Annotated in this window: 9 protein-coding genes; 5 read left to right on the forward strand and 4 right to left on the reverse strand. The window is 64.0% G+C overall.

Annotated features, from left to right (window positions below):
- Positions 1-257: 257 nt before the first annotated feature.
- On the forward strand, positions 258-1823 hold the full coding sequence (locus tag HZ994_12840) for a GNAT family N-acetyltransferase (protein ID QTN33161.1): 1566 nt from the start codon (positions 258-260) through the stop codon (positions 1821-1823).
- A gap of 3 nt (positions 1824-1826) precedes the next feature.
- Here the strand turns inward: HZ994_12840 and HZ994_12845 are convergent, their stop codons facing one another.
- Positions 1827-3326, reverse strand: coding sequence for a cation:proton antiporter (locus HZ994_12845; protein QTN33162.1), 1500 nt, complete (start codon positions 3324-3326; stop codon positions 1827-1829).
- A gap of 339 nt (positions 3327-3665) precedes the next feature.
- On the opposite strand from HZ994_12845, the gene HZ994_12850 reads away from it, so the two are divergent.
- From HZ994_12850 to HZ994_12860, 3 genes are read left to right on the forward strand one after another with little or no spacing between them, the layout of a single operon-like run.
- Entirely contained in the window at positions 3666-6200 is a 2535-nt protein-coding gene (locus HZ994_12850; GenBank protein ID QTN33163.1) for a DUF1592 domain-containing protein, read from the forward strand.
- A gap of 7 nt (positions 6201-6207) precedes the next feature.
- Positions 6208-7578 carry a DUF1552 domain-containing protein gene (locus tag HZ994_12855; protein ID QTN33164.1) on the forward strand — a complete coding sequence of 457 codons (1371 nt, stop codon included), beginning with the start codon at positions 6208-6210 and terminating at the stop codon, positions 7576-7578.
- Complete coding sequence (locus HZ994_12860; GenBank protein QTN33165.1) at positions 7575-8273, forward strand: SGNH/GDSL hydrolase family protein; 699 nt, start codon at positions 7575-7577, stop codon at positions 8271-8273. The genes HZ994_12855 and HZ994_12860 overlap by 4 nt, the downstream gene beginning before the upstream one ends.
- A 60-nt stretch (positions 8274-8333) precedes the next feature.
- On the opposite strand, the gene HZ994_12865 is transcribed toward HZ994_12860, so the two are convergent.
- The 3 genes from HZ994_12865 to HZ994_12875 form a co-directional block, all read right to left on the reverse strand.
- Positions 8334-8654, reverse strand: a complete 321-nt coding sequence (locus HZ994_12865) for a hypothetical protein (GenBank protein ID QTN33166.1) — start codon at positions 8652-8654, stop codon at positions 8334-8336.
- A 67-nt stretch (positions 8655-8721) separates the two neighbouring features.
- The gene (locus tag HZ994_12870; GenBank protein ID QTN33167.1) at positions 8722-9159 is read right to left on the reverse strand and encodes a DUF2752 domain-containing protein; all 438 of its coding nucleotides are present in this window, start codon (positions 9157-9159) and stop codon (positions 8722-8724) included.
- 31 nt (positions 9160-9190) lie between these two features.
- Positions 9191-10123, reverse strand: a complete 933-nt coding sequence (locus tag HZ994_12875; protein ID QTN33168.1) for an ABC transporter ATP-binding protein — start codon at positions 10121-10123, stop codon at positions 9191-9193.
- A 134-nt stretch (positions 10124-10257) separates the two neighbouring features.
- Between HZ994_12875 and HZ994_12880 the strand changes: the two genes are divergently transcribed.
- Entirely contained in the window at positions 10258-13023 is a 2766-nt protein-coding gene (locus HZ994_12880) for a 2-oxoglutarate dehydrogenase E1 component (GenBank protein QTN33169.1), read from the forward strand.
- Positions 13024-13032: the final 9 nt, after the last annotated feature.

A 13032-nucleotide genomic window follows, 5' to 3' on the forward strand; every position in this document is an offset into this window, starting at 1 on the left:
CGGGTGGCTCCCGAAGCAGCGGCCGGGCCGAACCTGAGGGCGATGGAAAGGGGGGTGTCCGAAGAGAATCTGGTGTGTTTCGGCCGGGGGGGCTGGATAGGCCCTTTTCAGACCCGCCCGATTGGATCCGCCCCTTGATTCGGGGCACTAATCTGATGGGGGTGTGACCGATGGGAAGAATTCCGCCACCTCAGCCGCCGCAGGGATGATGGACATGAATGCTTTACCGCGGGCCAGGGTGTGTGGAAAGTCCCGCCATGGACATGCGCGAATATGAGATCAGGGGTGCGAAGTACGTGGCGAGGACGCCGCGTGAGGAGGATTTTGCGGCGATGATAGCCCTGCACGAGCGCTGCTTCCCGGGCATGATGGAGGAGGACGAGGCATGGCGCGAGGACCAGCTCCGCTCGCAGCTCCAGGTTTTCGCGGACGGGCAGGTGGTGATGGAGAGGGATGGGGAAATCATCGCGGCTTCCGCCAGCCTGATCGTGACCCTCGGGCTCGATCCGCTGCGCCGCCACACCTACTACGGGATCACCGACGACGGCTATTTCTTCAACCACGACCCGCAGGGCGACACCCTCTACGGGGCCGAGATCTATGTGGATCCCTCGGAGCGCGGGCAGGGGATAGGTGCGGTCATGTATGCGATACGCAGGGAGCTTTGCAAGCGGCTGAACCTGCGCCGCATCCTCGCGGGCGGCAGGCTCTCGAACTACGAGAATTTCAGCGACCGCTACACGCCGGAGGAATATGTGTATGCGGTGCAGGACGGGCTTGCGAAGGATCCGGTGCTGGGCTTCCAGCTCAAGGAGGGCTTCGTGGTGCGCGATGTGATGCCCAATTACATCCGCGATCCGAAGAGCCGGAATTATGCCTCGCTCATCGAGTGGCTCAACCCGGACTACCAGCGCAGCGAGGGCGAGGACAGGAAGGTGCGCGTCGCCTGCGTGCAATACCAGATGCGCAGGATCTCGGATTTCGATGAGTTCGCGGCGCAGGTGCGTTATTTCGTGGAGACGGCCGGGGAGGACTACGGCGCGGATTACGTGCTGTTCCCGGAGTTTTTCTCCGTGCAACTGCTCTCCGCAATGCAGCCCTACGGCTCGCGCGAGGGCATCAGGAAACTCGCCGCGCTCACGGACAGGTTCCGCGACCTGATGTCCACGCTGGCACGCGAGCAGGGGCTGCACCTCATCGCGGGATCGCACCCGGTCTTGCAGGAGGATGGCCGCCTGCAGAACGAGGCGATGGTTTTCCGCCCCGACGGGACATTCGTTTCCCAGCCCAAGCTGCACATCACGCCGAGCGAAACGACCTGGTGGGGCATCACCGGCGGCAACGAGCTGTTGGTGATCCAGACTCCGCTGGCGAAAATCGGCATCCTGATCTGCTATGACGTGGAGTTCCCCGAGGCGGCGAGGTATCTCGCCGAGCAGGGGGTGGAAATCCTTTTCGTGCCCTACTGCACGGACAACCGCCAAGGCTACCTGCGTGTCACGAAATGCGCCGCGGCTCGGGCGATCGAGAACCAGATCTATGTGGTGACGGCCGGGGTGGTCGGGAATTTGCCGGACGTCCCCGCCATGGACATCCACTACGGGCGGGCGGCGGTTTACACCCCTTCGGACTTCGAGTTCGCCCGCGATGGCATCCAGGCGGAGGCGGATCCGAACGTCGAGACGATGCTGGTGACGGATCTCGACATCAACGACCTCTACCGCTCCCGCGAGGCCGGCTCCGTCACCCCGCTCATGGACAGGCGGCGCGACCTTTTCGAGCTCAAGGTGAACCTGGGCGGGGAGGGGAAACCCCAGCCCTGAGCATCAGTCCGCCGCCTTGGGGCTGCGCGGCCAGGTGATCTTGTTCTCGTCGTTGGGCAGGGTCTTTTTCTTCCAGGCGTTCGCGAGATCCGGGCGCTGCTGGGAAAAGACGCAAAAGACATGCTCGGCGAAGCCGGATCCGGCTTCCGAGTAGATGTTGAAAGCCGTATCCAGCCCCAGGTCGCGGAGCTGCTTCACCTCGTCGTCGAATTTCCCGGTGGCGGTGACCACGCCCTCGAAGTTATGGCGTTTCAAGGTGCGGGCAGCCTGGATGTTCGAGGAATGTTTCGGCATCGCCAGCACCACCAGGTCGATGTTTTCGCGGACACGGACGCGCTCCCAGAAGTCCGAGTCCGTCGCATCCGCAAGGTGGACATTGCGGTCTGCAAGGCGGTGGATCTCCACCGCCGCCGGATCGCGGTCGAAGCCGATCACCTGGCCGGGGAAACGCGCACCGAGGCTCTGGTAGGCGGACAGCCCCATGCGACCCATGCCGAAGATGGCGATGCGTTCGCCATTGGTCCGGATGGGGAGGTCGCCGGGGTGGCGGCCCCTTGTCTCGAAGCGTTTCAGGAAATCGCTGATGGGATCGTAGAGTTCCTCCGCGCGGCGGCTCAGGGGTGAGATGAGCAGGATGCTGAACGAAAGCGCCATCGCCATCGCCACCAGCCATTCGGAGGAAAGCCAGCCCTTGCCTACGGCGAGGGCGATGACGATGAGTCCGAACTCGCTGTAGGTGGAGAGCGTGAGCCCGGCCATCCATGAGGTGCGGGCGCGGAGGCGGAAGCGGGTGAGGATCCCGAAAAACGCCAGCCCCTTGAGCGGCAGCAGGGCGATGAGGAAAAGCGCCCAAAGCAGCCCCTGGGTGGTCATCGAGCCCTCCAGCCCGATCTGGAGGAAAAATCCGACGAGCAGCAGGTCTGTGATCCCCATCAGCGACTTGCTGACTTCCTTCGCCTTCGGGTGGGAGCCGACAAGCACGCCCACGAAAAGCGCACCGAGATCCGCCTTGAGCCCGACGCTCTCAAAGCCTTTCGCACCGAGCACCAGCGCAAGGAAAAGCCCGCACAGCGTGACCATTTCGCCGTGACCCGAGCGGCCGATCAGTGCGCCCAGCCATTTCCTGCCGAAGAGCAGCGCGGCGAGCAGGGCGAGCGACCAGATGGAGGGGATCTTGCCGGTGGAGAAGGTCAGGAAAAGCACCGCCAGGATGTCCTGCATGATGAGGATGCCGATGGCGGCGCGCCCGTGCATCGCCCCCATGTCGCCGCTTTCCGTGAGGCTTTTCACCGCGAAGACGGTGCTGGAAAAACTCAGCGCGAAGGCCAGCAGGAGCGCCGTCCGCCAATCCATCCCCACAGCCTGCCCTGCGAAAGTCCCCACGCCGAGCAAGGCCAGCGCAAAGACAAGCACCACCGAGAGCGTGTGCAGGGATGTCCCGGCCCAGATCTCCGGCTGGGCGAGGGTGCGGACACGCAGCTTCACCCCGATGGTGAAGAGCATCAGGGTCACACCAAGCTCCGCGATCGTGCCGAGTGTCTCACCGTAAATGCCCGAAGGCTTGCAGCACGAAGCCGGACACCAGGAAGCCGACAAGCGGCGGCAGCCGCAGCTGTTGCGCTAGCAGCCCGAAGAAAAACGCCACGGCAAGCAGAAGTGCATCCATCCGCCGGAAGGGAAAGCCATCCGCGTGCCCATTGGGAGCATTTTTCCGGGAAAGGCCCTTTGCCAAGCCGCCCGGAGTGGCACGGCGCGGATCCGCCCCAACACGGTTCCCCTGAAAAATCCGGCGCCCATCCCCGTATCCCTAGCCCTCTGCCCTGTCGGGGCACTCCGCATCCCATGACCCCCTCCGCCCGCTTGCTTTTCCCCGCGATCCTGTTCGCGCCGGGCATTTCCCTTGCCGCCATCAATCCGGGCGAATCCGGATTCCGGGAAACGGTCGCGCCTTTCCTGGAAAAAAACTGCGTCGCCTGCCACGGCGCCGAGAAAAAGAAGGGCAAGGTCACCCTCCACGACATCCACGGAGACCTCGCCACGGGCGGGGGGCTGGATCGCTGGGAGGACGTGCTCGACATGTTGGAAAGCGGCGAGATGCCGCCGGAGGACGAGCCGCAGCCCTCCGATGGGGAGCGCGCGGCGGTGGTCGCATGGATCGAGGCCGGCCTGCGCAGCGCGACCGCAAAACCCGTGGCCGTGGAATCCGCCCCCACCGCGCGGCGGCTTACGAACTTCGAATACGGGAACACAATGGCAGACCTGCTAGGATTCCGCCTCAACCTGATCGACGACCTGCCACAGGATCCGGTCAAACCCTACGTTTCCAACAACACCGCCGAGTTCATGCTGCTCGGGCCGGAGCAGATCGACAAATACCTCGCCGCCGCCCGCCGCGCGATGGCCAGCGCGATCGTCGATGCGGAAAAGCCCGAGGTTTTCAAGACCCGCCAGGAGTGGGATGGGACGGGGGCGGAAAAGGGCTCTGGCAACGATGAGGTGGCTCTCTGGAGTCCGGGCAGCCGCGGATCGCCCGGTCTCGGCATGGGCTTGCGGGGCTTTCCGAAAACAGGCGAATTCCGCGTCCGCGTCCAGGCATCCGCGATCCTGCCGGAAGGCATCGGGGAGATGCCGCTACGGCTCGTGATGGGCTACAACCTCAACGAGAACCAGTCCACCCTGTTGATGGAGCCCATCGGCACCGCCCTGCTGCGGAATTTCCCGGACGACCCGAAGATCTTCGAGTTCACCGGGCGCATCGAGAACTTCCCGCCCAGGCCGGTGAAAGACAGGAGAACCGGTGAGGTCACCGACACGATGACGATCACCGCGCAGAACCTCTACGACGACGGGACACTCAACGATGAGAACCGCTTTCTCCACTGGCCGCGCCGGATGGAGATGCCGCGCGCGGTGGTGAGCTGGATCGAGTTCGAGGGGCCGCTGACCGGCACCTGGCCGCCGGAACACCACAGGCAGATCCTGTTCGACTCCACCCTGCGCGAGACCGATCCGGACGCCTACGTGCGGGAGGTGCTCAGGCGCTTCCTCTCTCGCGCCTTCCGCCGCCCCGCAAGCGTCGAGGAAATCGACCGCTTCGTGCAGATCTACGCACTGCTCAGGCCGGAGCTCGGGACGCTGGAAGCCACCATGCGCGAAACGCTTTCCATGGTGCTGATCACGCCTCAGTTCCTGCTGCACACCGTGGCGGACGGCAAGCTGGTCACGCAGCAATACGAACTGGCCTCCGCGCTGTCCTATTTCCTCTGGGGCAGCATGCCGGACGAAACCCTGCTGGGACTCGCCGCACAGGGGAAACTGGATGACGAGGCGGTGATCGCGGAGCAGGTGCGGCGTTTGCTCGCCGACGGGCGCTCGGAAGCTTTCGTGCGCAATTTCACGATCCAGTGGATGAGCCTTGATAAAATGAAAACCGTCCCGATCAACCGGGATCTCTTTCCGCGCTTTCTCTACTACGTCCCGGCCGGCGAGCGGGCGGGGACAGAGGAGCCATACCGCCCCACGATACGCGACCACATGACCGACGAGACGGTGCACTTCGTCGCCGAGGTCATCCGCCGCAACGCCAGTGCGCTCGACTTCGTCCATTCCGATTACGCGATGCTCAACCAGCCGCTGGCCGCCCACTACGGGGTCGAGGGAGTGGAGGGCAACTGGTTCCGCCCTGTGCCATTGAAACCGGAGCACCACCTCGGCGGCTTGCTCACCCATGGTTCCGTCCTTGTCGGCAACGGCACCGGCTCCGCCCCGCACCCGATCTACCGCGCCGTCTGGCTGCGCGAGGCCATTCTCGGCGACGAGGTCGCGCCGCCCCCCGCCGATATCCCGTCCCTCACCGATACCGCCGGCGAGTCCGCCGAGCACGCCCTGAGCATCAAGGACCTGCTCGCCCGGCACCGCACCCAGGAAAGCTGCAACGACTGCCACGCGCGCCTCGATCCGTGGGGCATCCCTTTCGAGCAATACAACGCCATCGGCCAATACCAGCCCATGGTGCCCAAGGACGGCGTCCGGGTGAGGGGTTTTCAGAAAGAGCAGGACATGGATCTCAAGGGCTACCGGGAATACCTGGATTCGATCTGCACCGTTGAGGTCGATGCCACCGCCCGCGTCCCCTACGGCCCGGAGGTCACGGACATGTCCGGCCTCAAGCAATTCCTCATCAAGGAGCGCAAGGACGATGTGGCCAGGAACGTGCTGCGCCGCCTGCTGACCTACGGCATCGGCCGCGAACTCGGGGTCCGAGATCGCTTCGCGGTTGAGAAAATTCTCACGAAATCCAAGCAAAGCGGCTACCCCATGCAGGACATGATCGTCGCGATCTGCCAAAGCCCCGTCTTCCGGGGCGCCAACCAATAAGAATACCATGAAACACAAATCCTGGCACCTGAACCGCCGCGAACTCCTCAAGGGCGGCGGCATCGCCCTCGCCCTCCCATTCCTCAACGGCATGGGCCGTGCGCTCGGCGCGACCACCGCCACAGCCGCCCGGGCCATGCCCAAGCGCATGCTGGTCAGCTACTTCGCCTACGGTGCCTACATGCCGGACAGCCCCACCGGAGTGCCCTCCGACAAACCCCACCACGATTGGAACTGGTTCCCCTGCAAGGAGGCCGGCCCGCTCACTTTCAACAAATCCTCCGCGCCCTTCGCCGGGCTCAAGGACGACATCTCCTACCTCCGCGGACTCGATCACAAGGGCGGCTGGGCCCTGGGCGGGCACAGCTCCGGAGATGTCTTCGCCACCGGCGCCGATATGGTGGGGACACAGAAAACCAACGCCATCTCCATCGACCAGGTCGCTGCCGAGGCACAGGGCCACAACACCCGCTACCCATCCCTTGTCCTCGGCACGGAGGGCGGGACCGGCTCCTACGGCAGGTCGAAGACCCTCTCGCACCGTGGCCCGGGCAGCCCCATCCCCACCCTCAACAAACCGCAGGAAATTTTCAACGGCCTTTTCAACCCATACGCCGGGAAAGGCGTCGAGCAGGTCCGCGCTGGCCTCAAGCGCGATGCCAGCATCCTCGATCTGCTCGGTGAAAACAGCCGCAGCTTCAGGAACCGCCTCGGCCACGAGGATCAGGGCAAGGTAGAGGAATACCTCGATTCCATCCGCGCCCTCGAGAAGCGCGTCGAGCGCACCAGCGAATGGACCCACCAGCCGCTCGCAAAAGTCGATACGAAAGGCCTGAACCTCGAGGTCTCCCACAAGGATCCGCAGGAATACATCCGCTGCATGTACGACCTCGTCTATCTCGCCTTCCAGACGGATTCCACCCGCTTTGCCACCCTCATGCTGGAGAGCGAAAGCTCCAATGACAGCGAGATGTGGAACTACGCCACCTACGCCCTCGGCTACAAGGGCGCCACCCACGACATCGCCCACAAGCGCCCCGACGGTTTCTCCGGCCTCTGGGACAAATGGCGCGCCGAGCAGCACGCCTATTTCCTCCAGCGCCTCCGCGACACCCCGGAAGGCGATGGCAACATGCTCGACCGCACCTGCGTCCTCTGGGGTTCCTCCCACCCGCACGCCTCCCACTCCACCCGGAACTACCCGCTCCAGCTCGCGGGCGGTAGCAAGCTCGGCTTCCGGCATGGCAACCTCCATGACTTCAGCGGCGACAAGAATGTGCCGATGTCCAACCTCTTCGTCTCCATGCTCAACGCCGTCGATGTCCCCGTGAAAAGCTTCGCCGACAGCACCGGGGAAATGACCGTCCTGCGCGCATGAAACGCCTCGCGATCGCATTCCTCGCCCTGCTCCTGCCCTCCGCCGCAGCGCCACCGCGTGTGCTCATCCTGGGGGACAGCATATACATGCAGCCTTCCCAGCAGGCGGCGAACCTGCTCAAGGGCATCGTTGAGATCGTCCGCCCAAACAACCCCGAGGCCTTCAATACCACCACAGCTCTCGCCAGCCTCGACGAATTGCTGGGCGACGGGAAATGGGATCTCATCCATTTCAACTACGGCCTCGGCGATCTCGTCCACCGCGCCCCCGGCATGAAATCCTTCCGCGTCATGCCCCGGAAAGCAGGCGGCATCCCCGCCACCGGCCCCGCCGAATACGAAGCGAAGCTCACCGCCATCGTGGAACGCCTGAAGTCCACCCGCGCAAAACTCGTTTGGGCCAGCACCACCCCCATCCGCGGCGGCTCGAACGGCCTCTACGAACCCGGCTCAGAGGTCGCCTATAACGCCATCGCCGCCAAGGTCATGGCCGCACACTCCATCCCGGTGAACGACATGCACGCCTCGGTCTCCGCGATGCTCGACAAGGAAAAGCAGGCAGCCCCCGCCGATCCGTACAGCCTCGGGAAAAACGTTTCCATCCACCCGCCGCTCGTCAGAGCCATCTGTCTTTCGCTCGCCCTGCCCATCCCGCCCGGCGCGGACACCCGGCCGGAGCCGCTCGGCAGGCGCTGAAGATCCCGGGCTGGGGAAGGCGCGGCGGGCAGCCAGGGCTGGCGCCGCGCCAGCAGAGTCCTAGTAGGATCCCGCGGGTGGGGGCGCCTGGATCGATCCGTTTTCGATTTGCGCGGCAACCCCGATGCCGGACATTACCTGGCCGACGATTGCAAGGACGATGCAGGCGCTCCAGATCATCATGATCTTCTTGGTGCCGAGGGTGCCGGTTTTCATCCAGCCCCAGATGAACGCCCACAGGCTGCAGAGAATCCCGAGGATTCCGATCAGCGGCTTTTCGTTTTGGAACATCTTGATGAGAACCATGATCCAGCAAACGATAGCGCCGATGACCGCTACGGCGAGCAAGGCGAAGCCCAGGATTATGAGGAGTTGTGACATGATGGTGGTTTCGTTTTGGTTTGATAAGTCTGGAAACGGAAAAACCTTTTCCGTTTCCACCGTCTCATTACCAGAGTCCGGACCATCGGGTCAAGCCATAGATCGCCAGCCCTCCGCCAAACCATGCCGCCCAGCGCGTCCGTTCCTCGAAACGCCCGAGCTTTCCCACAAAAACCCCGCGCCACGGTTGCGGCAGCGCCACCCCGAAGCCAACCACCGCCCAGAACACCGCAAACACCGGGCCGAAGGGATTCAGGCGCCAGACATCCGCGAAGTCACCCCGCAGGAAGGCAAAGCATGAGCGTGTCATCCCGCAGCCCGGGCAGGGCTTTCCGGTCAGTTGCAGGAAGGGGCAGGGCAGCGGATTCCACCCGAGGGCGGCGATCAGGAAATAGAGCAGCCCGCCACCGAGCATGGCCAGCCCCAGCCGCCGCTCCCGCACCAGGTGCGCCGCGAGTTCCCAGCGGCCACCGCCCGTTTCCGATTTGTCAGGGCTGCCAGCCATTCCGTTTGGATTGTTTCCCCCCCCCGCCTGCTCAATCCTTCCGCGTAAGCTCCACAAAGACATCCTCCAGCGTGGCCTCGTGGCGGAAGAGGGAGCGCAGCGGCCAGTTGTTGTGCGCGGCGATGGTTGAAATGGATTGGCGGGTGTCCGTGCCGGAATCCGACCAGAGGGTGCAGCGGATCCAGCCGTCCCCGAGTTCCTCGGCGGTGACCTTTTTCACGTTGGGCAGATCCGAGAGGATAGGCAGGGCGGTCTCGGCGGCGGCTTCCAGCTCCACCTGCACGCGCCCTGCGGCGCGCATCTCGGAGATGAGGTTCTGCGGGGTGTCGGCGGCCTTGATTTTCCCCCCGTCGATGATGATGACACGGTTGGCGATCATTTCCACCTCGCTGAGGATGTGGGTGGAAATGAGTACCGTATGGTTGAGCGAGAGGTGCTTGATGAGCTCGCGGATCTGGCGGATCTGGATGGGGTCGAGTCCGTTGGTCGGCTCGTCGAGGATGAGCAGGTCGGGCTGGTGCACCAGCGCGTCGGCGAGCCCGACCCGCTGTCGGTAGCCCTTCGAGAGGGTTTTGATCATTTTCCTGCGGACCCCCTCCAGCCCGCAGGTGTCGATCACATGGGAGACCCGGCGGCGGGCGTCGGAATTGGAAAGCCCCTTGATGCGGGCGCGGAAGGAGAGGTATTCGCGGACCCGCATGTCATCGTAGAGCGGCACGTTCTCCGGCATGTAGCCGATGCGTTTCCGCGCCTCGATGGATTGGCGGAAGATATCGAAATCCGCGATGCGGGCGGAGCCGCCGGATGGGGGCAGGTAGCCGGTGAGCATCCGCAGCGTGGTGGTTTTCCCGGCCCCGTTCGGCCCCAGGAAACCTACGATCTCACCGCGCGCCACGGAGAATGAGACATCACGGACGGCGAGGTGGCGGCCGTAGCGCTTGGAGAGGTTGGTGGCTTCGATCATGGGCTGGCGGGTGGATGGATATTTCCACCCCGCAAAGGTTGACGCAAGCCTGCGAGACCATTAACTACTCCCTGCGCGCAGCCGGGCGGGGGAGATTTCCTCAGCCCACTCACGCCCCCAAGGCAAAAAAGCACATGAATTCATCGGTTTCGGCACGGCTCAACGCGGATCTCCTCGACGAAAAATACGCCCTTTGGTGCGAGGACGCTCGCTCGGTGGAGGCGACGTGGTCTGCGTTCTTCGAGGGCTTCGAGCTGGGCGTCTCGCAGGCGAAGGCCAAGGGCGAGCCGCAGGAGTCGGGCACACAGCCGCAGACAGTGGCCGACCTGGAGTTCAACGGCAAGGTCGTCGGCCTGGTCTATAACTACCGCACGCTCGGCCACACCCAGGCGCAGATCAACCCGCTCGACAACAAGCCGGAGGTCAACCCCCGCCTGTCCCTGAGCGAATACAATTTCACCGAGGCGGAGATGGAGCGCGAGGCCTCGAACCCCTTCTTCTTCCGCGGCGCGAAGATGAAACTGCGCAACATGGTCGCAGCGCTCAAGGCCACCTACTCGGGCAAGATCGGCTTCGAGTTCATGCACATCCACAACACCACCGTGCGCCACTGGGTGCGCGAGCGGATCGAGCAGCACGGCTCGAAGGGTGCGGAGAAAACCATGGAGATGCAGGTGAAATCACTGCGCTGGCTGCTTGAGGCGGAGTCCTTCGAGAATTTTCTCGCGAAGAAATTCCTCGGTGAGAAACGCTTCTCGCTGGAGGGCGGCGAGGGCGCGATGGTCGTGCTCAACGCCATTTTGGAGACCTGCCCGAAGCAGGGCGTGCTGGAGATCGAGATGGGCATGGCCCACCGCGGCCGCCTCAACGTGCTGGCGAATTTCGTCCGCAAATCCCTCACCACCCTGCTCTACGAATTCACCCCGGACTACGAGCCCGGCCTCGTCGCGGGCGATGGCGACGTGAAATACCACCTCGGCTACGAGAGCGTCCGCGAGTTCCCCGAGGGCAACGTCCGCGTCAGCCTCGCCGCGAACCCGAGCCACCTTGAGGCGGTCAACGCCGTGGTCGAAGGCAAGGCCCGCGCCCGCCAGCGCGTGATCGGCGACGACGGCGTATCCACCGACCGCAAGCGCGTCCTTCCCATCCTCATCCACGGCGACGCCGCATTCGCGGGCCAGGGCTCGGTCGCGGAGGTGCTGAACCTTTCCCAGCTCCCCGGATACCGCACCGGCGGGACGATCCACCTCATCATCAACAACCAGATCGGCTTCACCACGATGCCTGCCGACGCCCGCTCCTCCGCCTACGCGACGGACGTCGCGAAAATGATCGAGGCTCCCATCCTCCACGTCAACGGCGAGGAACCCATGGAGCTTTTCTGGGCCGCGAAATTCGCCCTGGAGTTCCGCCAGAAGTTCGGCCGCGACATCGTGATCGACATGTATTGCTACCGCCGCCAAGGCCACAATGAGGCGGATCAGGCGGCCTTCACCCAGCCGCTTGTGGCGAAGCACATCGCCGCCCGCGAGACCTTCGGGCAGGTTTACAAGCGCCAGCTCGTCACCGACGGCGTGCTCTCCCAGGCGGATGCCGACGCCCTTGAGCAGGCGATCTGGGATCGGCTTGAGGAAGGCCACAGGAAAATGGTCGAGATGAGCGAGGCGGGTGACCGCACGGTGTTCAGCGGATCGACGGCCATCATCCAGCCGCCCTACACCCACGCACAGGTGCCCACCGGCATCACCCGAGAGCGCCTCCAGCACATCGGGAAAACCCTCACCACCGTCCCGGAAACCTTCCACCTCAACCCCACGCTCGAGAAGCGCTTCATCCCGCGCCGCGTGGAAGCCCTCCAGAACGCCGGCCCCTTCGATTGGGCTTTTGCGGAATCGCTTGCCTTCGGCTCTCTGCTCATGGAGGGCTCGCCAGTCCGCCTTTCCGGCCAGGACTGCCGCCGCGGAACCTTCTCCCAGCGCCATGCGGTGTTCTACGATTACGAGACGCGCGAGCGCTACATCCCGCTGGACAACCTCGCCCCGGACCAGGCGAAATTCTGCGTCTATAACTCCCTGCTCTCCGAGTTCGCGGTGCTTGGTTTCGACTACGGATACTCGCTCTCCTACCCCAGCATGCTGCTGATGTGGGAGGCGCAGTTCGGGGATTTCTCCAACGGCGCCCAGGTCATCATCGACCAGTTCATTTCTTCCGCCGAATCGAAATGGCAGACCCCGTCCGATCTCGTCATGCTCCTCCCCCACGGCTACGAGGGCATGGGCCCGGAGCACTCCAGCGCCCGGCTCGAGCGTTTCCTCCAGCTCTGCGCGGAGCAAAACATGATCGTCGGGAACTTCACCACCCCGGCCCAATACTTCCACGCACTGCGCCGCCAGAAGCACCGCGATTTCCGCAAGCCGCTCATCCTGATGACCCCGAAAAGCCTGCTCGGAAGGCCGGAGGCCGTTTCGGCCGAAGCCGATTTCCTCGAGGGCACCTGCTTCCAGGAAATCCTCCCGGACATCATGGCGTTTGAGAACCCCGCCGATGTGAAACGCATTGTCTTCTGCTCAGGAAAGGTTTTCTACGACCTCGCCGCCCACCGCAAGGAAGCGGGCATCACAGACACCGCGATCATCCGCATCGAGCAGCTCTACCCCTTCCACGGCGAGCTCGTCTCCGCCCTCGCGAGCCAGTTCCCGGAGGTTTCCGGATTCGTCTGGTGCCAGGAGGAGCCGCAGAACATGGGCGCATACAGCTACATCGCGCCGCGCCTCCAGGAAACCCTCGGCACCGCCGTCCGATACGCAGGCCGCAAGCCCGGCTCCAGCCCTGCCGCCGGCTCCAAGGCGATGCATTACCGCGAGCAGAAAGCCCTGCTCACCAAAGCCTTCGAGATCTGATTTCCCCCT

The organism is Akkermansiaceae bacterium, assembly GCA_017798145.1.
Lineage (GTDB): Bacteria > Verrucomicrobiota > Verrucomicrobiia > Verrucomicrobiales > Akkermansiaceae > Luteolibacter.

Coding starts and splice junctions, on each gene's coding strand:
- HZ994_12840 (QTN33161.1), top strand. CDS start 258: ATGGACATGCGCGAATATGAGATCAGGGGTGCGAAGTACGTGGCGAGG.
- HZ994_12845 (QTN33162.1), bottom strand. CDS start 3,326: ATGCTCTTCACCATCGGGGTGAAGCTGCGTGTCCGCACCCTCGCCCAG.
- HZ994_12850 (QTN33163.1), top strand. CDS start 3,666: ATGACCCCCTCCGCCCGCTTGCTTTTCCCCGCGATCCTGTTCGCGCCG.
- HZ994_12855 (QTN33164.1), top strand. CDS start 6,208: ATGAAACACAAATCCTGGCACCTGAACCGCCGCGAACTCCTCAAGGGC.
- HZ994_12860 (QTN33165.1), top strand. CDS start 7,575: ATGAAACGCCTCGCGATCGCATTCCTCGCCCTGCTCCTGCCCTCCGCC.
- HZ994_12865 (QTN33166.1), bottom strand. CDS start 8,654: ATGTCACAACTCCTCATAATCCTGGGCTTCGCCTTGCTCGCCGTAGCG.
- HZ994_12870 (QTN33167.1), bottom strand. CDS start 9,159: ATGGCTGGCAGCCCTGACAAATCGGAAACGGGCGGTGGCCGCTGGGAA.
- HZ994_12875 (QTN33168.1), bottom strand. CDS start 10,123: ATGATCGAAGCCACCAACCTCTCCAAGCGCTACGGCCGCCACCTCGCC.
- HZ994_12880 (QTN33169.1), top strand. CDS start 10,258: ATGAATTCATCGGTTTCGGCACGGCTCAACGCGGATCTCCTCGACGAA.